The sequence below is a fragment of the Enterobacter sp. DNB-S2 genome, assembly GCF_019443845.1.
Lineage (GTDB): Bacteria > Pseudomonadota > Gammaproteobacteria > Enterobacterales > Enterobacteriaceae > Enterobacter > Enterobacter asburiae_B.
On the sequence record NZ_CP050520.1, the window covers coordinates 2,905,891 to 2,929,843 of the forward strand.

At 56.5% G+C, this 23,953-nt stretch carries 26 protein-coding genes; 19 read left to right on the forward strand and 7 right to left on the reverse strand.

Annotation, left to right across the window (positions count from 1 at the left end; translation table 11 throughout):
- Positions 1–7: 7 nt before the first annotated feature.
- From marB to marR, 3 genes are read right to left on the reverse strand one after another with little or no spacing between them, the layout of a single operon-like run.
- Positions 8–226, reverse strand: coding sequence for a multiple antibiotic resistance protein MarB (marB, locus tag HB664_RS13850; RefSeq protein WP_029741246.1), 219 nt, complete (start codon positions 224–226; stop codon positions 8–10).
- A gap of 33 nt (positions 227–259) precedes the next feature.
- Positions 260–640 carry an MDR efflux pump AcrAB transcriptional activator MarA gene (gene marA, locus HB664_RS13855; RefSeq protein ID WP_008502237.1) on the reverse strand — a complete coding sequence of 127 codons (381 nt, stop codon included), beginning with the start codon at positions 638–640 and terminating at the stop codon, positions 260–262.
- Positions 641–660: 20 nt separating this feature from the next.
- Positions 661–1,095, reverse strand: a complete 435-nt coding sequence (gene marR / locus HB664_RS13860) for a multiple antibiotic resistance transcriptional regulator MarR (protein ID WP_008502236.1) — start codon at positions 1,093–1,095, stop codon at positions 661–663.
- A 255-nt stretch (positions 1,096–1,350) separates the two neighbouring features.
- Here marR and HB664_RS13865 point away from each other — a divergent pair, with 255 nt between their 5' ends.
- Positions 1,351–2,016, forward strand: a complete 666-nt coding sequence (locus HB664_RS13865; RefSeq protein ID WP_023311775.1) for a MarC family NAAT transporter — start codon at positions 1,351–1,353, stop codon at positions 2,014–2,016.
- A 43-nt stretch (positions 2,017–2,059) separates the two neighbouring features.
- Here HB664_RS13865 and HB664_RS13870 read toward each other — a convergent pair whose 3' ends face one another.
- The gene (locus tag HB664_RS13870) at positions 2,060–3,256 is read right to left on the reverse strand and encodes a sugar transporter (RefSeq protein WP_219939635.1); all 1,197 of its coding nucleotides are present in this window, start codon (positions 3,254–3,256) and stop codon (positions 2,060–2,062) included.
- 177 nt (positions 3,257–3,433) lie between these two features.
- On the opposite strand from HB664_RS13870, the gene HB664_RS13875 reads away from it, so the two are divergent.
- From HB664_RS13875 to HB664_RS13885, 3 genes are all read left to right on the forward strand, one after another.
- Positions 3,434–4,222, forward strand: a complete 789-nt coding sequence (locus HB664_RS13875) for a PhzF family phenazine biosynthesis protein (RefSeq protein ID WP_219939636.1) — start codon at positions 3,434–3,436, stop codon at positions 4,220–4,222.
- A gap of 27 nt (positions 4,223–4,249) precedes the next feature.
- Positions 4,250–5,041, forward strand: coding sequence for a PhzF family phenazine biosynthesis protein (locus tag HB664_RS13880; RefSeq protein ID WP_063441495.1), 792 nt, complete (start codon positions 4,250–4,252; stop codon positions 5,039–5,041).
- An 84-nt stretch (positions 5,042–5,125) separates the two neighbouring features.
- Entirely contained in the window at positions 5,126–5,608 is a 483-nt protein-coding gene (locus HB664_RS13885; RefSeq protein ID WP_029741250.1) for a GNAT family N-acetyltransferase, read from the forward strand.
- Here HB664_RS13885 and HB664_RS13890 read toward each other — a convergent pair.
- Positions 5,562–6,440, reverse strand: a complete 879-nt coding sequence (locus HB664_RS13890) for a LysR family transcriptional regulator (RefSeq protein ID WP_033145537.1) — start codon at positions 6,438–6,440, stop codon at positions 5,562–5,564. The genes HB664_RS13885 and HB664_RS13890 overlap by 47 nt on opposite strands.
- A 98-nt stretch (positions 6,441–6,538) precedes the next feature.
- Between HB664_RS13890 and sad the strand changes: the two genes are divergently transcribed.
- From sad to HB664_RS13935, 9 genes are all read left to right on the forward strand, one after another.
- Positions 6,539–7,927: a succinate-semialdehyde dehydrogenase gene (gene sad, locus HB664_RS13895; RefSeq protein WP_219939637.1), complete on the forward strand. Its 1,389-nt coding sequence runs from the start codon at positions 6,539–6,541 to the stop codon at positions 7,925–7,927.
- 122 nt (positions 7,928–8,049) lie between these two features.
- A complete protein-coding gene (locus HB664_RS13900) occupies positions 8,050–9,639 on the forward strand; it encodes a methyl-accepting chemotaxis protein (RefSeq protein ID WP_219939638.1) in 1,590 nt (529 codons plus the stop codon).
- Between the two features lie 86 nt (positions 9,640–9,725).
- A complete protein-coding gene (gene glsB / locus HB664_RS13905) occupies positions 9,726–10,628 on the forward strand; it encodes a glutaminase B (RefSeq protein ID WP_198922118.1) in 903 nt (300 codons plus the stop codon).
- Positions 10,628–10,984, forward strand: coding sequence for a DUF4186 domain-containing protein (locus HB664_RS13910; RefSeq protein WP_047060875.1), 357 nt, complete (start codon positions 10,628–10,630; stop codon positions 10,982–10,984). Before glsB ends, HB664_RS13910 begins: the two co-directional genes overlap by 1 nt.
- Before the next feature lie 113 nt (positions 10,985–11,097).
- Entirely contained in the window at positions 11,098–12,537 is a 1,440-nt protein-coding gene (locus tag HB664_RS13915) for a GGDEF domain-containing protein (RefSeq protein WP_219939639.1), read from the forward strand.
- Positions 12,538–12,656: 119 nt separating this feature from the next.
- On the forward strand, positions 12,657–13,622 hold the full coding sequence (locus HB664_RS13920; protein WP_039262472.1) for a sensor domain-containing diguanylate cyclase: 966 nt from the start codon (positions 12,657–12,659) through the stop codon (positions 13,620–13,622).
- An 82-nt stretch (positions 13,623–13,704) separates the two neighbouring features.
- Complete coding sequence (locus tag HB664_RS13925; RefSeq protein WP_033145544.1) at positions 13,705–14,232, forward strand: GNAT family N-acetyltransferase; 528 nt, start codon at positions 13,705–13,707, stop codon at positions 14,230–14,232.
- Positions 14,233–14,349: 117 nt separating this feature from the next.
- Entirely contained in the window at positions 14,350–15,801 is a 1,452-nt protein-coding gene (locus HB664_RS13930; protein ID WP_219939640.1) for a tagaturonate reductase, read from the forward strand.
- Positions 15,802–16,001: 200 nt separating this feature from the next.
- Positions 16,002–16,916, forward strand: coding sequence for a bestrophin family protein (locus tag HB664_RS13935; protein WP_033145546.1), 915 nt, complete (start codon positions 16,002–16,004; stop codon positions 16,914–16,916).
- Here the strand turns inward: HB664_RS13935 and HB664_RS13940 are convergent.
- The gene (locus HB664_RS13940) at positions 16,904–17,452 is read right to left on the reverse strand and encodes a GNAT family N-acetyltransferase (RefSeq protein WP_033145547.1); all 549 of its coding nucleotides are present in this window, start codon (positions 17,450–17,452) and stop codon (positions 16,904–16,906) included. The two genes, HB664_RS13935 and HB664_RS13940, sit on opposite strands and share 13 nt — an antisense overlap.
- Before the next feature lie 117 nt (positions 17,453–17,569).
- Here HB664_RS13940 and HB664_RS13945 point away from each other — a divergent pair, with 117 nt between their 5' ends.
- The 6 genes from HB664_RS13945 to HB664_RS13970 all read left to right on the forward strand — a co-directional run bounded on the left by HB664_RS13945 (position 17,570) and on the right by HB664_RS13970 (position 23,040).
- The gene (locus HB664_RS13945; protein WP_045888368.1) at positions 17,570–18,040 is read left to right on the forward strand and encodes a GNAT family N-acetyltransferase; all 471 of its coding nucleotides are present in this window, start codon (positions 17,570–17,572) and stop codon (positions 18,038–18,040) included.
- A gap of 12 nt (positions 18,041–18,052) precedes the next feature.
- Entirely contained in the window at positions 18,053–18,493 is a 441-nt protein-coding gene (locus HB664_RS13950; protein ID WP_182931996.1) for a GNAT family N-acetyltransferase, read from the forward strand.
- A 145-nt stretch (positions 18,494–18,638) separates the two neighbouring features.
- Positions 18,639–19,634: an alpha/beta fold hydrolase gene (locus HB664_RS13955; RefSeq protein WP_219939641.1), complete on the forward strand. Its 996-nt coding sequence runs from the start codon at positions 18,639–18,641 to the stop codon at positions 19,632–19,634.
- A gap of 44 nt (positions 19,635–19,678) precedes the next feature.
- Positions 19,679–20,419 carry a response regulator gene (locus HB664_RS13960; RefSeq protein WP_033145553.1) on the forward strand — a complete coding sequence of 247 codons (741 nt, stop codon included), beginning with the start codon at positions 19,679–19,681 and terminating at the stop codon, positions 20,417–20,419.
- Entirely contained in the window at positions 20,416–21,714 is a 1,299-nt protein-coding gene (locus tag HB664_RS13965; RefSeq protein WP_219939642.1) for an ATP-binding protein, read from the forward strand. The genes HB664_RS13960 and HB664_RS13965 overlap by 4 nt, the downstream gene beginning before the upstream one ends.
- A gap of 135 nt (positions 21,715–21,849) precedes the next feature.
- A complete protein-coding gene (locus tag HB664_RS13970; protein ID WP_219939643.1) occupies positions 21,850–23,040 on the forward strand; it encodes a cytochrome c biogenesis protein/redoxin in 1,191 nt (396 codons plus the stop codon).
- 4 nt (positions 23,041–23,044) lie between these two features.
- On the opposite strand, the gene tam is transcribed toward HB664_RS13970, so the two are convergent.
- The gene (gene tam, locus HB664_RS13975; protein WP_219939644.1) at positions 23,045–23,803 is read right to left on the reverse strand and encodes a trans-aconitate 2-methyltransferase; all 759 of its coding nucleotides are present in this window, start codon (positions 23,801–23,803) and stop codon (positions 23,045–23,047) included.
- Positions 23,804–23,953: the final 150 nt, after the last annotated feature.

A 23,953-nucleotide genomic window follows, 5' to 3' on the forward strand; every position in this document is an offset into this window, starting at 1 on the left:
AAACGAATCAGAGGCCGTGCTGATTATAATAAGGCACGCCTAATTCGTCGGATTTGTCGCTACCAGCACCCATATGGTTGAAATCATAAGGCGACTGGTCATGTGCTGACGGCAAAATCATCGTATCAGGATTATTTTGCTGCGTTGCACGAGGGGTTTGCTCCGCGAAGGTCTGGCTGGAGAACAGCACCAGCAAGGCGAGGGCGGCGGAGGCGGTAACTTTCATGATTTCCTCGGTTACGTCTGTTACAGGCGATGATTAACTACAGTGTTTTAACGGATACAGGTATCGGGATTCGCCCGGCACGCTGGTGATTCGATACTTATGAGGCGGCACGTCAAAATAGTTCTTGAACGTACGCGTCAGGGTCTGTTGCGATTCAAATCCGTAACGCTCCGCCAGATAAAGGATCGGCTCATTGCTTTCTTTCAGTTTCTGGGCAATTTCCGTCAGCTTGCGGCTGCGAATGTATTGACCTAATGAATGACCGGTCTCTTTTTTGAACATCCGTTGCAGGTGCCATTTGGAGTAACCTGAACGCTCTGACACTTTTTCAAGGGAGAGCGGCGATTCCAGGTTATCTTCGATCCAGTCCAAAATGCTATGAATGGTGATAGCGTCAGTATTGCGTCTGGACATCGTCATACCTCTTTTTCTGTTTACGGCAGTATTTTTTTGAGCAGAAGCTCAAGGGTTGCCACTTCATCTGCCGTTAAGTTTTTTGTTAGTTCCTGATGCAGTGTTTGTCCTACTAATTGATGACATTGCTCGCACATGGCCGCGCCATCGCTGGTCAGCTTTACCAGTACGCCGCGTTTGTCATTCGGGTTAGGGCTTCGTTCTATCCATCCTTTGCAGACGAGACGATCCAGCATGCGGGTTAACGCGCCCAGATCGACAGAGAGCACCTTTTTAAGCTCAACCGGTGTAATACACACTTCGCAGCGAATGGAACACAGCACTTTGAACTGTGTTGCGGTGATATCCAGCGGTGACAGATAGTCGTTGAGCAGGCGATCTTTTTTCTGATTTACCATATGAATAAGACGACCCAGCGGAACAACGTCGTTAAAGATATCACTGGTGCTTTTCACAATGGTTGCCCTGGCAAGTAGTTAGTCACGGCAGATATTATTGCTCAGGCAAGTATAAGTCAACTGAATGAGTCAGCCGATGCCACGAATTGCTAAAACGTTTCATGAACTTTTTTTGAGGTCTTTCAAATCATATAGATAACTGTCAGTTATCTTTCCAGGACGGAAATAATCGTTGCGTTGCACCCATGGCTCAATGTCACACTTTCACCCTATAATTGCTGTGTTAAATATGGATAAGGACGACAACGCACTATGTTGGATTTAATAAAAGCAATCAGCCTTGGGCTGGTGGTCTTGCTGCCGTTGGCTAACCCGTTAACGACGGTGGCGCTGTTCCTCGGGCTGGCAGGGAATATGAACAGCGCCGAGCGCAACCATCAGTCGATGATGGCCTCGGTGTATGTGTTTGCCATCATGATGGTGGCTTACTACGCCGGACAGGTGGTGATGAACACCTTCGGGATTTCCATCCCCGGCCTGCGTATCGCCGGGGGGCTGATTGTGGCCTTTATCGGTTTCCGCATGCTGTTCCCGGCGCAAAAAGCGCATGAGTCGCCGGAAGCGGCCAGCAAATCGGAAGAGCTGGAAACCGAGCCGAGTGCCAATATCGCCTTTGTGCCGATTGCCATGCCGAGCACGGCGGGGCCGGGTACGATCGCGATGATCATCAGCTCCGCCTCAACGGTGCGTGACAGCGCAACCTTCCCGGACTGGGTGCTGACGGTTGCGCCACCGCTGATTTTTGCGATTATCGGGGTTATCGTGTGGGCGTCGCTGCGCAGTTCTGGGGCCATTATGCGCTGGGTAGGCAAGGGCGGTATCGAGGCGATTTCCCGTCTGATGGGCTTCCTGCTGGTCTGTATGGGCGTGCAGTTTATTATTAACGGCGTGCTGGAAATTATTAAGACCTATCATTGATGTGATTGCCGGGTAAGGCGAAGCCGCCGCCCGGCAAGAAGGCTTACCCGTGCTGACCCTGTTCCTCCAGCGCCACCGGCCATTTACGGAAGATGAGTACTGACCAGACCAGCGCCATCAGGGCCGGAATGGCGCCCAGATAGCCAATCGCCGACATCGATACGTGCAGTATTACCTGATTTCCCACCAGCGCGCCCGCGCCAATCCCCAGATTGAAAATCCCTGAGAAAAGCGACATGGCGACGTCCGTTGCATCCGGCGCCAGGGCCAGGACCTTCACCTGCATGCCCAGACCAATAATCATGATCGCCACGCCCCAGAACAGGCTGAGGATCGCCAGATGGCTTTCACTGCCTGCGGCAGGCATCAGCAGCAGCAGGCAGGCCAGCAGCAGACCGATAGCGCAGCTCACCAGCGTTGACGCATGCCGGTTACCCAGCTTACCGAACAGCACGCTGCCAATAATGCCCGCTCCGCCGAGGATCAACAGCAGGACGGTGGCAAAGTTGGCGCTAAAGCCCGCCACCACCTGAACAAAGGGTTCAATGTAGCTGTATGCCGTGTAATGGGCCGTCACCACAATAACGGTAAGCAGGTAGATACCCAGCAGCGCCGGGCGACGCATCAGCAGCGGCAGGCTTTTCAGCGAGCCGGAATGCTCGCTCGGCAGCGCGGGGAGCAGCTTAATCAGGCATACCAGCGTAACCAGCGCGCCCATACCAATGGCGAAGAACGTCGTACGCCAGCCGAAGTATTGCCCTACGATGCGGCCAATCGGCAGACCCAGCACCATCGCCAGTGCGGTACCGGTGGCAATCAGGCTCAGCGCCTGGGCGCGTTTACCCGCTGGCGCGAGTCGAATAGCCAGCGACGCGGTGATCGACCAGAACACCGCATGGGCAAAGGCAATGCCGATGCGGCTAATGACCAGCACCGTAAAATTCCACGCCATAAACGACAGAACATGGCTGGCGATGAACAGCACAAACAGGCTGATCAGCAGCCTGCGCCGCTCCATCTGGCTGGTCAGCAGCATAAACGGCAAGGACATCAGCGCCACTACCCAGGCGTAGATGGTCAACATAATGCCCACCTGGGCCGTTTCCATCTGGAAACTTTCAGCGATGTCAGACAACAGCCCAACCGGAACAAATTCTGTGGTGTTAAAAATAAACGCGGCGATGGCCAGCGTGACCACGCGTAGCCACGCAACCCTGCGGGAAACTGTGTTCGTTGTCATAGGGATGTCGGAGATTCGTTGCTGAAAAGAAGAGGAGACGATCTTAAAACGTCGAACGGCGAAAACTCAACCATTATGTGACGCAGATCTCAATATTTACCTTATGAAAGCGGTAGCCGGGAACGCCGTTTTCATTGAATATAAAAGAACAACACAATAAAAACAGGCGGTAAGACAATGCAGGAGATTGATTTTTATCTGGTAGATGCGTTCAGCGACACCTCGTTTGGCGGCAATCCGGCCGCCGTTTGCCCGCTCAAGGAATGGTTACCCGATGAGACCTTGCTGAAAATGGCGCAGCAGCATAATCAGTCGGAAACGGCTTTTTTCGTCTGCAGTAAAGGGGGCATTGAGCTACGCTGGTTTACCACGCTTACCGAAGTCAATCTCTGCGGCCACGCTACGCTGGCGGCCGCGCACGTGCTGTTTACCGAGCTGGATTACCCGGATTCGCGGATCCACTTTGAAACCGCCTCTGGCCGCCTCACCGTCAGCCGGGAGGGGGAGTGGATGACGCTGGACTTCCCGGCATGTCCAACCCATGAAGAGACACCCCCGCCGGAGATGCTCTCGGCGCTGGGTATCAGCCGCTACGTTGAAGCCCGTAAAGGGCGCGCATGGCTGATCGTTCTGGAAAATCGCCAGCAGGTTGAAGCGCTTGCGCCACGCTTCTCGGCGATGACGCCGGGCGAGCATAAGGTGAGCGTTACGGCGCGCGGTGAGGGGGAATATGATTTTTTCAGCCGCTTTTTCTCACCGGGCGTTTCCGTCCCGGAAGATCCGGTCACCGGCTCCGCGCACACCATGCTGATCCCCTACTGGAGTGAAAAGCTGGGCAAAACCACGATGTTCGCCCGTCAGGTTTCAGCGCGCGGCGGCGATGTGCGCTGTGAGCTGAAAGGTTCGCGCGTGCTGATGAGCGGGCAGGCCACGCTTTATCTGAAAGGCACAGTTTTTCTGCGCTAAAAACCCATAACAAGAGAGGAAGAGACAATGCAGGAAATTGATTTTTATCTGGTTGATGCCTTCAGCGATAAAACCTTTGGCGGCAACGCCGCAGCGGTATGTCCTCTGGAAGAGTGGCTGCCGGACGAAACGCTGCTCAAAATGGCGCAACAGCATAACCAGTCTGAGACCGCCTTTTTCGTGCGCACCGACGGCGGGTTTGAGCTGCGCTGGTTCACCACGCTGGATGAAATTAACCTGTGCGGTCACGCTACGCTTGCCGCATCGCACGTCATTTTCGAATACCTTGATTATCCGCATACCGAAATCACCTTCACCACGCGCTTCGTGGGCGAGCTGACCGTCAAGCGCAGCGGCGACTGGCTGACGCTGAACTTCCCCGCGTGGTCGACGGAAGTCGTCGAAAACCCACCTGAGGTGCTGTTTAGCGCGCTGGGCATCACGGAGGCGAAAGAGGTGCGCGTCGGACGCGATTACATGGTGGTGCTGGAGAGCCAGCAGCAGGTGGAAGCGTTAACGCCGGATATTGGGGCCATGCTTCCGCTGGATAAAATGGTCTGCGTGACGGCGCCGGGAGAAGAATATGACTTCGTCAGCCGCTTCTTCTGCCCTGGCGAAGGGGTGCCGGAGGATCCGGTCACCGGATCCGCCCATAGCATGCTGATCCCTTACTGGAGCGAAAAGCTGGGCAAAACGTCACTCAATGCCCGCCAGGTGTCATACCGTGGCGGGGATCTGCGCTGCGAGCTGAAGGGCGACCGCGTGCTGATTGGCGGCCAGGCTACGCTGTATCTGAAAGGGCGAATTTTCCTGCGCTAGCTGAGTGACGCGCTATAAGTTAATACTATGAACCACCCCGGCAGGCCTGAGCTATGTTGATATAAAAACAGCAAGGAGCCTGCCATGTATTCCATTACCTCTGAATCTGCACGTCATCCGGACATTCTCAACCTGATCGCGGCGCTTGACCGCTATCAGAGCGAACTCTATCCCGCCGAAAGCAATCATCTGCTCGACCTGTCCGCGCTGCCGGAAGCCTCGCTGATCCTGATGGTCATTCGTGACCAGCAGCTGCACGCCGTAGGCTGCGGAGCCATCGTGCTCAACGGCGACGGAACGGGGGAGATGAAGCGGGTCTATATCGATCCGGCCCATCGCGGGCAGCATCTCGGCGAGACGCTGCTGGCCGCCCTGGAAGATGAAGCCCTGAGCCGCCATTGCCACACGGTAAGGCTGGAGACGGGCATCAAACAGCGCGCCGCGGTTCGCCTGTACGAGCAGTGCGGGTACGATTTGCGTCCGGCGTTTGCCCCGTACGCTGACGATCCGCTCAGCCTGTTTATGGAGAAGGCGCTGGTTGAAGACGTTCGTTTAGCAGCGCTATAAAAGCTTCCAGCTGGCGGGTCATCGCTCCGCGCCGCCACACCAGCCAGGTTGTAAGCCAGCGCCAGTTTTCCGCCAGCGGCCAGGCTTCAACCTGATGATGTCCCGGCATACTCTCCAGCATCGAGCGCGGCATCAGCGCGATGCCCGCGCCCGCAATGACGCAGGCGAGCATGCCGTGATAGGACTCCATCTCATGAATGCGGCCGGGCGTGGCTCTGTCCGCATGAAACCAGCTTTCCAGATGTCGACGGTACGAGCAGTTCGCGCGAAAAGCGTAAACGTCGCTGCCGCTAACCTGCGTGGCGCGGGCGACCTCGGCGTGCCCGGCAGGCGTGACCAGCATCATCTCTTCCCGGTAGACCGGCATCCCCTCCAGCTCCGGGTGCGACAGCGGCCCGTCGACAAAGGCGGCGCTGAGGGTTCCCTCCAGCACGCCATCAATCATCGTCCCGGATGGCCCGGTAGAAAGGGCAAACTGGATGCGCGGATAGCGCTGGTTAAACTGCGCCAGCGTTTCGGGAATGCGCACCGCGGCGGTGCTTTCCAGCGCGCCGAGGGCAAATAGCCCCTGCGGCTCATCACCCGCGACGACCATGCGCGCTTCATCCACCAGGGCGAGGATCTGCCTGCTGTAGCGCAGGAAGTTATGTCCGGCGGGAGATAGGCGCAAACGCTGGTTCTCACGAATAAACAGCTCAACGCCAAGATCGGCTTCCAGCTGGCGGATGCGGGTCGTTAGGTTAGACGGCACGCGATGCACCTTCTGCGCCGCCTGGGTGATGCTGCCCGTCAGCGCAACGGCGTTAAACATTTCAAGCTGGGTTAGGTCCATAGCATTCTCGTTTCGTGAATAAGGTGGTTAGTATTATTCATTTTTAAGAAATAGCAGAGTGAGCCACAATGAATCAACCGAAATGCGTGGAGAACATCATGAAATATTCATCTGCTACACATGCCCTGTCCGTTAACCCGGCAACGGGAGAAACCCTCGCTGCGTATCCCTGGGCGACACCGGAAGAGGTTGAACGCGCGATTGCTCAGTCTGACGCGGGGTATCGCCAGTGGCGACGCGAAAGTGTGTCCCACCGGGCGCAGAAGCTCCTGGATCTCGGCGCCGCGCTGCGAAACCGCGCGGAAGAGATGGCGCAGACGATCTCCCGTGAAATGGGGAAACCCATCCTGCAGGCGCGGGCGGAAGTGGCAAAATCAGCAGCTCTGTGCGACTGGTATGCCGGGCACGGCCCGGCGATGCTGCGTGCGGAGCCTACGCTGGTGGAAAACCACAACGCGGTTATTGAATACCGTCCTCTGGGACCGATTCTCGCGGTAATGCCATGGAACTTCCCGCTCTGGCAGGTGCTGCGCGGCGCGGTGCCCATTCTGCTGGCAGGTAACAGCTATCTGCTTAAGCATGCGCCAAACGTGCTCGGCTCTGCGGAACTTATTGGGCAGATCTTTGCGGATGCCGGTTTCCCTGAAGGCGTATTCGGCTGGGTTAACGCCACCAATGACGGCGTAAGCCTGGCGATTAACGATCGCCGTATTGCGGCCGTGACCGTCACCGGCAGCGTGCGTGCCGGTGCGGCCATTGGCGCGCAGGCAGGAGCCGCGCTGAAAAAATGCGTTCTTGAGCTGGGCGGCTCCGACCCGTTTATCGTACTTAACGATGCCGACCTGGATCTCGCCGTGAAGGCGGCGGTGGCGGGGCGCTACCAGAATACCGGGCAGGTGTGCGCGGCGGCCAAACGCTTCATTGTGGAAGAGGGGATTGCGGATACCTTTACCCGCCGCTTCGTCGACGCCGTCGCCGCGTTAAAGATGGGCGCGCCGGAAGCAGAAGAGAACTACCTGGGCCCGATGGCGCGTTATGACCTGCGCGATGAGTTGCATCAGCAGGTGCAGGCCACCCTGGCCGAAGGGGCAACGCTGCTGCTGGGCGGAGAGAAAATCAGCGGAGAGGGCAATTACTACGCGCCAACCGTGCTGGCCAACGTCACCCCGTCGATGACGGCGTTCCGCCAGGAACTGTTTGGTCCGGTCGCGGCCATTACTGTTGCGAAAGACGCGGCGCACGCCCTGACGCTTGCCAACGACAGCGACTTTGGCCTGTCCGCCACCGTCTTTACCGCTGACGCGGCGCTTGCGGATAAATTCTCCCGCGAACTGGAGTGCGGCGGGGTGTTTATCAACGGCTTTAGCGCCAGCGACGCGCGCGTGGCTTTCGGCGGCGTGAAGAAAAGCGGCTTTGGCCGCGAGCTTTCCCACTTTGGTTTGCACGAGTTCTGCAACGTGCAGACGGTCTGGAAGGATCGCGTGTAATTTATTGCCCGCCTGTGATTTCGGCCCTCACCACGAGGGCCGTTGTCATTTATCTGCAATGGTTCTGTCATTTTCATTTCGTAGACTCGCTCGCGTCTAACGCATTGTTAATGAAGATAATTATGAACCTAACGCAAATTTTTTGTCGTATTGCGCAGCGTCTCACCCCTCGTCACTTTGGCCTGCTGACGGGTATCTTTTGCATTATTGGCCTTTTCTCCGCGCTGCAGCTCTCCTCCTCATTCCTGCTTAACGCCTCCCTGAACGACGCCCAGCGCAACGAGCAGCAAAACCTGCTGGCCTGGCAGCAGCAGAGCAAGCTGGATCTGGCCCGCGTTTCCCTGCTGGCGGCAAGCGACCTGCTTAACCGCTCCGGCGTCTGGTTTATGCAGGATAAAGAGACCGGCTCCGACGGGAGCTGGCACAGCCTGATGGACGATGCGCAAAAGGCGCTGGCGGTTTCTCAGCAGGCGTGGAAGGCCTGGCTGGCGCTGAATCCGCCGAAAGACGACGCCCTGGTGAACAGCTATCAGCTTTTTTACGGCGCGATCAACGAGCAGGCTGAAGGTCTGATTAAGACCAACACCATCGACGCGTTTTTTGCCGTACCGGCTCAGGCGTTTCAGTCTGATTTTAACGACAACTATGCGCGCTATCAGCAGGCAAGCGAGAAGCAGGCCATGCAGGGGCGTCAGAGCCTAATGGCGCAGCTCTCCGGCCTGCAAACGTTGTTCCTGTTTGCGCCGGTGCTGCTGCTCGCCATCGCGGTTGTCGTCTGGTTCGGCATGTCCAGATGGGTGATTACGCCGCTGCGTCGGTTGATTGCGCATATTAACCGGCTGGCGGCAGGGGATCTCTCCGGCACGCCGCCGACCGTCATGCGCTTTAACCGGGAGATAGGTCAGCTTAGCGACAGTATTGCGACGATGCAGCACGGTCTGCAGCAGCTGGTGACGCAGGTCAGCCATGCCACCGCGACGATGGTGGAGAACATTGACTCCCTTGTGCAGGGTAACCAGAAGCTGTATCAGCAGTCAGCGCGCCAGGCGAAAGAGCTTGAGGATGTGACGGCGCATATCGCGGCGCTGGAAAGCCATGTGGAAGGGAATACCGGCTATGCCAGGCTCGCCAGCTCGCGGGCCGATGAGGCGCGTCAGGCGGCCGTGGGCGGCGACCGGATGATGTCGACCGTGAATGCGTCCATGCAGGCGATCGTCGACCGATCTTCTGAGATGCGCGGGATCGTGGCGATGATCGACAGCGTGGCGTTTCAGACCAACATCCTGGCGCTGAATGCCGCCATCGAGGCGGCCCATGCCGGAAACCAGGGGCGCGGCTTTGCCGTCGTCGCCCGGGAAGTCGGGCTTCTGGCCAGAAAAAGCAGCCACTCGACGCAGACCATTCAGGAGCTTATTAACCGCTCGCTGCAGGGCATTGAAGACGGTTCCCGCGCCGTTACCCTGATGGAAGAGAATCTGCAGCAGGTCACCGGCCTGGTGGGCAATTTAAGCAGTTTGCTTAATGAGATCTCAACCGCCACGCTCAGCCAGGGAGACAGTATTCACCAGATGACGCGCCAGCTTCAGGCGCTGAATCAGGTCTCCCGTCAGACGGACCTGCTGGTCTTAGACGCCTCGGATGCCTCTGAGCGGCTGCAAAAGCAATCCGATCTTTTATTGCAGGCCGTTTCGCGTTTTCGTCTTAGCGCCTGACGCAATACATAAGCCTCTGTTATACTCGCAGCCCGTTTTAGCCTGAGGGCAAGGAGCAAAGTGTGGCTGCGGTCATCCATAATGAGATGTTGGACGAGATTCTGGCGCAGGTTCGTCCGTTAATTGGAAAGGGGAAGGTTGCCGACTATATTCCGGCCCTTGCCTCGGTGAGCGGGAACAAGCTGGGGATTGCTATCTGTACCATTGACGGACAGCGATACCAGGCAGGCGATGCGGCTGAGCGTTTTTCCATTCAGTCCATTTCGAAAGTGCTTAGTCTGGTTGCGGCGATGCGCCAGTATGAAGAAGAAGAGATCTGGCAGCGTGTCGGTAAAGATCCTTCCGGCCAGCCTTTTAACTCGCTGCTTCAGCTCGAGATTGAACAGGGTAAACCGCGAAATCCCTTTATCAATGCCGGGGCGCTGGTGGTCTGCGATATGCTGCAAAGTCGCCTCAGCGCACCGCGCCAGCGAATGCTGGAGATTGTTCGCCAGCTCTCGGGCGTTGACGATATTGCCTATGATGCGGTGGTGGCACGCTCGGAGTTTGAACACTCCGCCCGTAACGCGGCTATCGCGTGGCTGATGAAATCCTTCGGTAATTTCCACAACGACGTGGCGACCGTGCTGCAAAACTACTTCCATTACTGCGCCCTGAAAATGAGCTGCGTTGAGCTGGCCCAGACGTTCCTGTTCCTTGCGCACCAGGGGCACGCGCCGCATCTCGATCAGGAGGTGGTTTCTCCGCTTCAGGCCCGGCAGGTTAACGCGCTGATGGCCACGAGCGGGATGTATCAAAACGCCGGCGAGTTTGCCTGGCGCGTTGGGCTTCCGGCTAAATCGGGCGTCGGCGGCGGGGTCGTGGCGATTGTGCCGCATGAAATGGCGATAGCCGTCTGGAGCCCGGAACTGGATGAAACGGGAAATTCGCTTGCCGGCGTGGCGGTTCTGGAGAAACTGACCCAGCGCCTGGGACGTTCCGTATACTGATGTCCGATCTGGATCCTCTCTTTTCCCGCCTGGCGCGATCGACATTTCGCTCGCGCTTTCGCCTGGGCGATAAGGAACGACAGTACTGCTGGGACAAAGGCCCCGAAACCATTGATCGGCACGCCGCGGATTTTGTCGAAAAGCGCCTTGCGCCCGCGCACCCCGCAAACGACGGTAAGCAGACGCCCATGCGCGGTCATCCGGTGTTTATCGCCCAGCATGCCACCGCCACCTGTTGCCGGGGCTGTCTGGCAAAATGGCATAACATTCCACAGGGCGTAACGCTCACGGCGCCGCAACAAAATTATATCGTCAGCGTCATCCACCACTGGCTGGTGCTGCAGATGAACGCCTAAATTTGACGAGTTATGCTCCCGTGGTATTTGTGTTATAGATGCATCCCAAGTTAGTCCCGATCATGCTGACGACCGCAATAATTGCCATAAGCTTTCATATGGAATGATATTTAATGCGTTCTGCTCTTACCGCTTTCAGGCCGTTCCAGGTTGATACGCCGCTGCGAAATGCAGCGACGATCTTCATCCTCACCACCTTATTCTATTTTGTGGGCGCGGAATTACGGCTCGTTGAGGCCCTGTCGCTGTTCTGGCCGCTGAATGGCGTCATGGCAGGGATATTCGCCCGCTATGTTTACCTGAATCGCCTGCATTACTACGCGGTATGTTATGTCGCGATGCTGTTGTACGACGCGGTTACGACCAACTGGGGTATGGCCTCCGTGGTGATCAACCTGTCAAACATGATCTTTATCGTCGTCGTCGCCGTGCTGGTTCAGCGCGACAAGCGGCTGATGAAGAAAACCCCCGATCCGCTTAACGCGCTACGCCTGTTTAACTACTGTCTGATTGCCGCGCTGCTTTGCGCCTTGCTCGGCGCGGTAGGGTCGGTCGGGATTGACAGTCATACTTTCTGGCCGCTATTTGCCGACTGGTTTAGCGAGCAGTTCTCAACCGGCGTGCTTGTTGTGCCCTGTATGCTCACGTTGCGTATGCCCGGGCGTGAACTCAGGCTCCGTCTGGAGCAGCTGCTGCCGGTAATTGCGCTGATCGTCTCGGTGATCGCGTCGGTGGTGATTGGCGGAGCGGGGAGCCTCTCGTTTCCTCTGCCTGCGCTTATCTGGTGTGCGGTTCGCTACTCGTTGCTTGCGACCTGTCTGCTGACGTTTATCACGGGGGCCACTGAAATCATTCTGGTCGCCAACTCGATCATTAATATTGCCGTGGCGACGCCGTTTACGACGCCAATGATGTTTTCAGCCCGGCTGGGGATCGCCACGATGGCGATCTGCCCGGTGATGGTTTCCGTCAGCATGGCGGCGATTAATTCCCTGATCCGTCAGGTTTCGCTGAGGGCGGATTATGACTTTTTAACGCACGTCTACTCGCGTTCCGGGCTTTACGAGGCGTTAAAGCATGAAGAGACGTACCGGCACACGCGTTTTCTGACCGTCATGCTGCTGGATATTGATTACTTTAAAAGCATTAATGATAACTACGGCCACGAGTGCGGAGACCGCGTGCTGGCGTCGTTTGCCCGACAGGTTCAGCAGGTGGTTGGCGAAAACGGCATGGTGGCGCGCATGGGCGGGGAAGAGTTCGCCGTGGTGGTCAATTCAGGCGACGCGCAGCACGGTTTTGAACTGGCTGAACGTATCCGATCCACCGTTGCCGGCCATCCTTTTACATGGCGTCACCAGACGCTCTATCTGACGGTCAGCATTGGCCTCGGCAGCGGAAAGGCCGAGTCCTGGCAGCTGACCGAGGTCTTCAACAAGCTCATGGCCGAAGCGGACGATCATCTCTATCGTTCCAAAAAAGCGGGTCGAAACCGTACCAGCGCCCGGGTGGCGGACGAGCAGATTGCCGCGCCCTCCGGGAGTGAAACATAGCTGCGTTAATCGTCATAAGGCATTGACGTGAATAGTAAGCGGCTTAACAGGATGTCAGAACACTGACAATGTCTCTGTTTAAGCTACGCTTTTAGTAACGCTTTACGTCAGGAGACATTATGAAAGCACCTGCAACCCCTGAAAATGAAACAGACAGACTCAACTCGCTACGAGAATCAGGTCTGCTTGAGATCGACAGTTCCCCGGCGTTTGACCGCTTAACGCGTCTGGCAAAACGCTTCTTCCAGGTGCCGCTGGCGATGGTCAATCTCATTGATGAGCATTCGCTAATCGTGAAGTCGGCTGACGGTCAGGCGCCCGGCAGCGTTCCGCGTAATATCTCATTTTGCGGGCATACGATCCTCACCGAAGCGCCGCTGGTGGTGGGGGATATGCTTCAGGACGATCGCTTTGCGGATAACCCACTGGTGGCCGGTGAGCCTCGCGTGCGTTTTTACGCGGGCTTCCCGCTGCGCCTGCGCGACGGCGCAAGCGTTGGCTCGCTGTGCCTAATTGATTACGCCCCCCGCGAGTTTTCTGCCGCCGACCTCGCCGTGCTGGGGGACCTTGGCGCGCTGGCGGAAGACGAATTTGCTGCCATCAGCGCGGCGACCACGGATGAATTAACCGGGTTATTCAACCGTCGGGGCTTTAATCAGCTCGTGCGGTTCACGCTTTCCGTTGCCCGGCGTCGCGCTGAGCCGCTCACGCTCGGCTGGCTGGATTTGGATCGCTTTAAGGAAATTAACGATCGCTTCGGGCATGAAGAGGGGGATAAGGCGCTGAAAGCGATGGCGCAGCTGATGCGCGCCTCTTTCCGCGAAGCGGATCTGCTGGTTCGTTTTGGCGGGGACGAGTTCGCCGTGCTGTTCGCGGATACGGATGAGCAGGGCGCCTGGATTGCCATGCAGTATCTTGCCGAGCAGGTAGAAAACTATAACGCCCGCAAGCTACATCCCTGGTCGCTCCATTTCTCGTGGGGGCTCAGTGAATTCGATCATAACGGCAACGACCTGCAGCAGTGGTTAAAAGAGGCCGATGAAAAGATGTATGCCATGAAACAGCAGCGACAGCGCTCCCGGTAACATAACAAAAGCGTATGTCCGATCCGTTTGCGTTAAGAAGATGTTAAATGCACAGTGACGGTATTCAACGTAAGGAAAAACAATGAATACCTCACTGCAAATCAAAAACCTCACCCGAGACGACATTCTCACCCATCTTGATGCGCTGGCCGGGATCCTCGAAAACTGTGTGAACGGCGGGGCATCCGTCAGCTTTATGCTTCCCTTTAGTCTGGATAAGGCTCGTTCGTTCTGGCGCGGCATCGCTGAAAGCGTAGGGCGCAACGAGCGTCTGGTGCTGGCCTGTGTCGACCCGCAGGACGGCGTCATCGGTACGGTGCAGCTGATCGTCGACCAGCCGGAAAACCAGCCGCATCGCGCCGATGTGGCGAAGCTGCTGGTTCACGAGAAAGCCCGCCGCAAAGGTGCCGCGATGGCCTTGATGGAAGCGCTTGAAGCGGAGGCCCGGGCCAGAGATATTTCGGTTCTGGTGCTCGATACCTCCACCGGCAGCGGCGCCGAGACGTTCTACCAGCGTGCCGGCTGGCAAAAGGTGGGGGAGATCCCGCGCTATGCCCTGATGCCGGACGGCGCCATGACGGCCACGTCCGTGTTCTATAAGTTCTTATGATTATTTTGTACAACTACGCTGTGGATTGATCAAAACAGGGTTTCTGGTCGTTAAGTTTTGATAAGTTATCGGACCAATCTTATCAGGCTGTATGACTAATCATAAAGGAACCCTCTTGTGAACACGCTCAACCGTCGTGATTTTCCCGGTGCTCAATACCCGGAACGCATTATTCAGTTTGGTGAAGGCAACTTCCTGCGTGCGTTTGTTGACTGGCAAATTGACCTGCTAAATGAACATACCGATCTTAACGCCGGTGTGGTTATCGTCCGTCCTATTCAGAGCGACTTCCCGCCGTCGCTGAACACTCAGGATGGTCTCTATACCACTATCATTCGCGGCCTGAACGGGCAGGGTGAAGCGGTGAGTGAGAGCCGTCTTATCCGCTCGGTTAACCGGGAGATCGACGTCTACGGCCAGTATGATGCGTTCCTGAAACTGGCGCACAATCCGGACATGCGCTTTGTTTTCTCGAACACCACCGAAGCGGGTATCAGCTACCACGCGGGTGACCGATTCGCCGATGCCCCTGCGGTGAGCTACCCGGCGAAGCTGACGCGACTGCTGTTTGAGCGTTATAGCCACTTCAACGGTGCAGCGGATAAAGGCTGGATCATCATTCCGTGCGAGCTGATTGACTACAACGGTGATGCGCTGCGTGAACTTGTCCTGCGTTATGCCCGGGAGTGGGCGCTGCCTGCCGCCTTTATCCAGTGGCTTAACGAGGCAAACAGCTTCTGCTCGACGCTGGTTGACCGTATCGTGACCGGTTATCCGCGCGACGAAGCGGCCACGCTGGAGGCTGAGCTGGGTTATCACGATGGTTTCCTGGATACGGCTGAACATTTCTATCTGTTCGTTATCCAGGGGCCGGCATCCCTTGCTCAGGAACTTCGTCTGGATAAATACCCATTGAATGTGCTGATAGTCAACGACATCAGGCCGTACAAAGAGCGCAAAGTCGCTATCCTGAACGGCGCGCATACGGCGCTGGTGCCGGTGGCATTCCAGGCTGGGTTAGAGACGGTAGGCGAGGCGATGAATGATGCAGAGATCTGCGCGTTTGTCGAAAAAGCGATTTATCAGGAGATCATTCCGGTTCTCGATCTGCCGCGTGACGAGCTGGAATCTTTTGCCAGCGCGGTAACAGGGCGTTTTCGCAACCCTTACATCAGACACCAGCTGCTTTCCATCGCGCTTAACGGTATGACCAAATATCGCACCCGCATCCTGCCGCAGCTGCTGGCAGGGCAGAACGCAAGCGGACAATTGCCTGCACGTCTGACGTTCGCGCTGGCTGCACTGATAGCGTTTTACCGCGGGGAGCGTAACGGGGAGAACTATCCGGTGCAGGATGATGCATTCTGGCTGGAACGTTATCAGCAGCTGTGGGCACAGCATCGCGACCAGCAGTTGAGCACCCGTGAGCTGGTGCAGTCCGTACTGAGCGTGAGCGAGCACTGGGAACAGGATCTCACGCAGAACACCGGGCTTGTCGACCAGGTGACCCTGGATCTTGACGCCATTCTCCTGAAGGGAATGCGCGCAGCGGTGAACCCCCTTTGCTAATGACGTTACCCGGCTTCGGCCGGGTTTAATTACATCTTATTTTAGTTACAACATACTATATGCTCTTTTTTTAAAACCGCATGCAGCACCGTGCGGTTATCGCTAAGCAGGTCATAAAATTCAATGTCCCGTTAACATGCTTGCAACCGTGAGGGAGATCACGTTTAATAGCCACGCTCTTTTCCTTCCTGAAACTCACTATGATTGTTCGTCCTAAACAGCACTGGCTACAACTGATTTTTGTCTGGCACGGCTCGGTACTTCCCAAAATTTACACCCGACTGCTGCTGAACTTCCTGCTTTCAATCGCCGTTATCCTGATGCTGCCGTGGTATACCTCGCTGGGCATCAAATTTACCGTGGCGCCATTTAGCATTCTCGGCGTGGCGATCGCTATCTTTCTCGGTTTCAGAAACAACGCCTGTTATTCGCGCTACGTTGAGGCTCGCCTGCTTTGGGGGCAGTTGATGATAGCGGCACGCTCGCTGTTTCGCGAGGTGAAAAACACCTTGCCTGACGATAAGCACCTGGGGGAATTTGTCCGCCTGCAGATAGCTTTTGCCAACTGCCTGCGCATGACCCTCCGCCGGGACCTGAACGCCGAACAGCTCTCTCGCTATCTTGCTCCGGACGATTTACGTCACGTGATGAGCGCCAACTCGCCGGCGAACCGCATTTTACTGATCATGGGGGAGTGGCTGGCCGTGCGGCGGCGTAACGGGCAGCTTTCAGACATCCTGTTCCACAGCCTTAACAACCGTCTGAACGATATGTCCATCGTCCTCTCCGGCTGCGAGCGCATTGCGACTACGCCGGTGCCGTTTGCCTATACGCTGATTTTGCACCGCACGGTCTATCTGTTCTGCATCATGCTGCCGTTCGCGCTGGTTGTAGATCTGCACTACATGACGCCGTTTGTCTCGGCGCTGATCTCCTACACCTTTATCTCGCTGGACACCCTGGCAGAAGAGCTGGAAGACCCGTTCGGCACAGAAGATAACGATCTGCCGCTGGACGCCATCTGCAACATGATGGAACGCGATCTGCTGCAGATGAACGATGAAGAGAACATTCCTGAAAGGCTGATGCCGGATAAGTATTATCAGCTGACCTGACGGGCGTTCCACTCGTCGCGGGTGATCTCCCACAGTTCGGAATCCAGCATGCCGCTGACGTAGGCTTTCTTTTCCGTCCTGATAAGCCGCATGCCGCTACTGTCTGAAATACGCCGGGAGCGGCTGTTGGCGGTGGCTTTCGGGGCGCGTAATACGGGTTTGTTTAGCGTATTGAACCAGTAATCCGTCGCGGCAATGCTGGCCTCGCGCATGTATCCCTGGCCCTGAAACTCCGGGGCCAACCAGAATCCACGGTTGTTATCTTCGACGTCATACAAACAGATAATACCCATCAACTCATCCGGCACCTCGCGACGACGGATGCTCCAGAACCAGGCGATCCCTTTTGCCATATCCGGCAGCGCCACGTTGTTGACATAGTTTTCCGCGCCGTTATCCGGGTAGGGCCAGGGCACGGAAGAGACCATATAGCGGACGATCTCCCAGCGCGGATAACGCTTTTGTATCTGGGCCGCATCTTCGGCAACCAGCGGTTTTAGCAATAAGCGTTCTGTCGTGAGCGTCGGTATCGTCATCCGCGGATCTCCATATTTAAGCGTTATGCTTTTGTTTGCGTTCTGGTATTTTCATCTTTACGGCACTCTATCCCAGCGAGCTCTTTTCACATACTACTAACAATTGCAGAGGTCAGCATGACATTAAGACGGGCCAACCCACAGGAAGCCGAAATACTCTGGAATATTCGCAATCAGGCGATTCGTCACGGCTGTAAAACCAGTTACGACGCCGACGTCATTGCGCGCTGGACGCCGGATCTCATGCCCGAACACTATCGGCAGATGGTCATTGAATACCCTTTTTACGTGGTGGAAGATGAAACGGGCGACGTTGCGGCGACCGGCTATCTGGATCTGGATACCCACTGTCTGGAGGCGATATTCACCTTGCCCGCGGCATTCGGTAAAGGCATGGCGACCCGAATTATCGAGGCGCTCAAAAATGAAGCCCGTAGCCGGGGGATAACCCGCCTGAGGCTGGATGCAACCCCTAATGCCCAGTCGTTTTATCAGAAGCTGGGGTTTGTCACGCTGCGCGAAAACTATCATCACTCGCGTATGGCAGGGGCTGATTTACGCTGTTTTGAAATGGCGATCGACTTGTAATGTGAGGAACACATGGCTGTCACGGTAAGACCTCTACGTGAAGACGATTATTCCCAATGGCGACCGCTGTGGGATGGCTATACCCATTTTTATGATTGTTACCTCGAGGAATCCGTCACCGCATCGACATGGGAAAGGGCGCTCTCAGCGCATTCCTCGATGTTTTGCCGCGTGGTAGAAACGGATAAAAAGGTCATCGGTTTCGCGATGTGCATTCTGCACGAAGGAACCTGGTCAACGGCCCCCGTTTGCTACCTGGAAGATCTGTTTGTTGATGCCGACGAACGCGGGGCGGGAGCCGGTAAGGCGCTCATTGATGCTCTGATTGAGGAAGGCAAACGCGAAGGGTGGTCAAAACTGTACTGGGTCACCCGGGAGAACAACCCGGCGCGCAAACTTTATGACAAATACGGTCAAGCTGACGATTACGTCCGCTATCGCATCACCCTTTAAGGTGACAAGGCCTGGGTTTGTATCACACTGTATCTGCATCGCTGGTACATACACAGGCTTGCAATAAACCCGCTTTCGCACATATCCGCTATACATTGCCGTGTTGTTATATCCCCGTGAACTGTACTCAACCGGAGATACCAACATGTTTAGCAAGCTCGCGTACTCAACTCTCGCACTGACCGTTTCTCTTGGCACCGTGATGTCCTGTCAGGCTGAAGTCACCGGCACAAATTTCGCGGCAGCCTTTGATCATCCGCAGCAAATTAACGCCGGCGATCTGAATGTCGGTTATGTCGACATCGGCCCGAAAAACGGCCAGCCGGTTATTTTACTGCACGGCTGGCCTTACGATATTCACAGCTACGCTGACGTCGCGCCCGCGCTGGCGGCAAAAGGCTATCGGGTGATTGTGCCTTCTCTGCGCGGCTACGGCACCACGCGCTTCCTGTCTGCCAAAACGCCGCGCAACGGCCAGCCTTCAGCCATGGCGAAGGATATTGTGAACCTGATGGATGCCCTGAATATTAAGCAGGCGGTATTTGCAGGATATGACTGGGGTGCTCGTACGGCGGATATCGTTGCGGCGCTGTGGCCAGAGCGCGTTAAGTCACTGGTGTCGGTGAGCGGGTATCTCATCAGCAGTCAGCAGATTGGCAAACAGCCGCTGCCGCCAAAAGCGGAGCAGCAGTGGTGGTATCAGTTCTATTTCGCCACCGCGCGCGGTGCTGAAGGCTATGCCAAAAACACGCATGACTTCGCCCGTTTGATCTGGTCTCAGGCCTCGCCTGACTGGAAATTTAGCGATGCTGTCTTCAACGCCAGCGCCAAATCCCTCGATAACCCGGATCACGTCGCGGTGACGCTCAGCAACTATCGCTGGCGTTTAGGGCTGGAAAAAGGCGAGCGTAAATACGATAGCTACGAGCAAAAACTCGCTACGCTGCCGAATATCACCGTTCCAACGATCACCATCGAAGGTGGGAACAACGGTGCGCCGCATCCGGCTCCGCAGGCTTACGCGGGTAAATTTACCGGTAAATATGAGCACCGCACCTTCGGGGCAAACGTGGGGCACAATCCGCCTCAGGAAGATCCGCAGGATTTCGTCAAGGCCGTCGTTGACGCGGACAAGCTCTGAAATGTGCTATTTTCAGTACGTTACCCTTCGGTCTGGAGATTTCGGTGGAGCATATTGATCATATCCTTGTCGTCGATGACGACAGGGATATTCGTGAACTGATTGTCGATTATCTCGTTAAGTCTGGCTATCGCGCGACGGGCGCGGCCAACGGCAAAGAGATGCGCGTCGTGCTGGATAAACAGCATATCGACCTGGTTGTGCTGGATGTCATGATGCCCGGCGACGACGGGCTTACGTTATGTCGAGAGCTACGCGTCGGGAAATACAAAGATCTGCCCATTCTGATGCTGACGGCGCGCAACGAGGAGACGGACAGGATCCTGGGTCTGGAGATGGGCGCGGATGACTACGTGGTGAAGCCGTTTGTCGCCCGGGAACTGCTGGCGCGTATCAAAGCGATTTTACGGCGTTTTCGCACGATGCCGCCCAATTTGCAGGTGACAGAAGCCGGGCGGCTGGTGATGTTCGGTGAATGGCAGCTCGATACCGTTGCCCGTCACTTAATCGATCCGGAAGGGGTGATCGTCGCGCTCAGCGGGGCGGAGTATCGCCTGCTGCGCGTGTTCCTTGACCATCCTCAACGGGTGCTGACCCGCGATCAGCTGCTCAACCTGACGCAGGGGCGAGACGCCGAGCTGTTTGAACGTTCTATCGATCTGCTGGTTAGCCGGGTCCGCCAGCGCCTGAATGAAGATGCCCGCACGCCCGCCTATATCAAGACCGTGCGCAGCGAGGGCTACGTTTTTACTATGCCGGTCACCATCAAAGAGGCTAACGAATGACGCTCTGGCCACGCTCGCTGCTGGCCCGCTTGCTGCTCGTCGTGCTGTCCGGCCTGCTGCTGGCCAACGCCCTGAGCCTGACGCTGGTCATGATTGAACGAATGCACAGCGCCAGAACGGTGATGCTCGGTAATCTGGAAAACGACGTCGCAACCAGCGTCGCCATTTTAGACCGCTTACCGGCCAGCGAGCGCGCAGCCTGGCTTCCGCGTCTCGAACGGGGCAACTACCGTTATATTCTGGGGCCGGGGGAGCCCGGCAACGCGCCGACGGATAAGCGTTCGCAGGACGCCATCCGAACCTTAAAAGCGACGCTTGCGACACAGTACCCGCTCAGCTTCACCGCCGTTCCCGGTGCCGTTTCACACATCCAGGCGCATCTGACGTTACGCGACGGCGCGCCGCTGACCATTGACCTGATCCCACGCATGCCGCCGGTCGCCAGTTGGCTGCCCGTAGTGCTGATCCTGCAGCTGCTGTTGCTGGCTGCGTGCGGCTGGATTGCCGTGCGGCAGGTGGTGCGGCCTTTTTCACAATTTACCCGCGCGGTGGATTCGCTGGATCCGGCGGCCAGCACGCCGATGACGGAGAAAGGGCCGCTTGAGGTGAAGCGTGCAGCGCATGCCTTCAACGCGATGCAGGCGCGCATTCAGTCTTATCTCCGGGAGCGCGCGCAGATCCTGGCGTCCATTTCTCACGATCTTCAGACGCCGATTACCCGCATGAAGCTGCGCGTCGAGATGGCAGGGGAACCTGAACTTCGCGACAAGCTCCTGAACGATCTCGATAGCATGACGCGTCTTGTTCGCGAGGGTATAGCGTATGCCCGGTCATCAGAATCCCTGGAAGAGACCCCGCTGAAGCTGGAGCTGAACGCCTGGGTCAACAGCATCGCCTGCGATTATCAGGACATCGGTAAAAACGTGCAGCTTCAGGCAAACGATACCCGCTTGCCGATCGTTACGCGTCCGCAGGCGCTTCGTCGGGTGATGACCAACCTGCTGGATAACGCCCTTAAGTTCGGTGGGTATGCCGTTATTGCCATTGATAATTCGTCTTCCGAAGAGGTGGTGATTCATATCACTGACGGCGGACCGGGAATACCCGATGACGAGCTTGAGGCGGTATTACAGCCGTTTTACCGGGTGGAAACATCGCGCAACCGCGATACCGGCGGAACAGGACTCGGACTGGCGATTGCCGCGCAGCTCACCGCTCAGCTGGAAGGAAAGCTCAACCTGACGAACCGGGCCGGAGGCGGACTGGATGTCTCCATTACGCTACCGCGCCGTTAATTGTACGGCTTTGTATCTCCCGGCCCGGGTGATACAGAGCCAGACAAAATCTGCGTTTTTACACATATCCTGAACACATCCGCACGATGAAATAGCCTCACTGCAGCGTCGCAGGACTTGTATTGTGAGGTGTCTATGTTTCTGGTAATCGCTTTTCTGGGCGGGATGATAAGCCTGCTCAGTCCATGTACGCTCCCGGTTATCCCACTCCTTTTCGCCGGTTTTCAGGGACAGCGACGACATATTCTGGCCCTGCTGGCGGGGATGATCGTGATGTTCACCCTGGTGGCGATGGCCGTCACCGTCGCCAGCGAGTGGATAGCAGAGGCAACCATCGTCGGGCGCTGGATCGCTCTCGTTATTCTGGCCACGGCCGCGCTGGCCTTAATTTTTCCGTCATTCGCCCAGCGTATTGCGGGTCCGGCCGTCAGCGCGGGAAATGTCCTGAACACCCGAAGCGGGCAAACGCGCGGTCTGGCATCGGCTTTTCTGGCCGGGCTTGCGGTGGGGCTGCTCTGGTCTCCCTGCGCCGGTCCCATACTGGGCGCCATTTTCAGCATTAATATCGCGGGCAATTCGGCAATTACGACGGGCGCACTGCTGGCGGCCTACGGCAGCGGATGCGCGCTAATGCTGAGCCTGCTCGTTTCAGGAGGCCGCACGCTGATGGCGCCGTTAAGAGCAAAATCGGCGCTGATGGAAAAGCTGCGGCAGGGGGCGGGCGTGGCGATGCTGGCGGCTGTCGTATTTAACGCGACGGGAATGACTTCGCTTCTGACAGGAGCAAACGGCGTTGCGGACCGTCTGGAGACAACACTCCTGACGCTGGCGAAACCCACAGCCGCGCCGGTGAAGCTCCAGCCGGTCGTGATGACAGAGCCCAGCAGCCAGCTGCCTTCATTAAGCGGGGGGACAGGGTGGATTAACGGTGACCCTGTCACGTCTGAATCCTTGCGAGGGAAGGTGGTCTTGATTGATTTCTGGACCTGGGATTGCATTAACTGTCAGCATACGCTCCCGCACGTGCGGGACTGGGCCACGAAGTATCAGTCGCAGGGGCTGGTCGTGATTGGGGTTCACACGCCGGAATATCCCTGGGAAAAACCGCTCGCCTCGGTGAAAAACGCGGTAAATAAATGGCAGTTGCCGTACCGGGTGGTGACTGATAATAACTATCAAATCTGGAACGCTTTCGGGAACCAGTACTGGCCAGCGCATTACTATTTCGATGCCAAAGGCCAGCTACGCTATACCGCCTTTGGCGAAGGAGATTATGCGCAACAGGAAAAGGTCATTCAGCAGCTGCTGAAAGAAGCCCGGTCATAACCCGTCAGGGCTGGCGTTGCGCCACGATAAACAGCCGCGGAAAAGCGAGCAGTATCTGCCCATTTTCCTGGAGCGGATACTGCTCTTCCAGCAGTTCATGGTAGCGTTTCAGGTAACGTTTCTGCTCGCTCTCGTTCAGTTCCTGGAGCCACGGGCGCAAGCCGGTGGCGCTTACCCAGTCAATAATGGCCTGGTGCGAGCTCATTTTATGGAAATAGGTTGTCCGCCAGATATCCACGTCACAGCCCGCCTCGGACAAGATATCGTAGTAGGCATGCACACCCGGGAGAGGTTCGCGGCCGCGGTCAGGGTAGTCTTGTTCCAGCGCCACTTCGCGCATCGCCACATGAGTAGGTTCAAGCCAGTTGTCAGGCATCTGGATTGCTAATACGCCGTTAAGCGTGAGTAAAGAAACGAGATGAGGCAGGAGATCGTAATGGTCAGGAACCCATTGCAGCGAAGCGTTGGCATAAATCAGGTTCAGCGGTTGGCCAGGCTTGTACTGGCGGATATCGGCCTCAACAAAATGGCAGTCAGGCAATGCGGCTCTTGCTTCCTCGAGCATTGCAGGGGAGTTGTCGACCCCGGTAACGCGTGCCGAAGGCCAGCGATGCTTCAACAGCGCGGTGCTGTTTCCCGGCCCGCAGCCTAAATCAGCGATGGTGGAGACCTCATCCAGAGGAATTCTGGCGAGCAGTTCAGCGGCAGGACGCGTTCTTTCCGCGCCGTACTGCAGATAAAGAGAGGGATTCCAGTCGGCCATTTTGATTCTCCGTTTAGCATGCTTCTGCAAGAGTAGCACAGCATTAAGAACAGAGATAATAGGAGAAAAAATAGAAAAAGGAAATATTACCCCTTAAATACTTAAGGGGCAACACTTTAATTGTAATTATTTTATGATTATCGTTTTTTA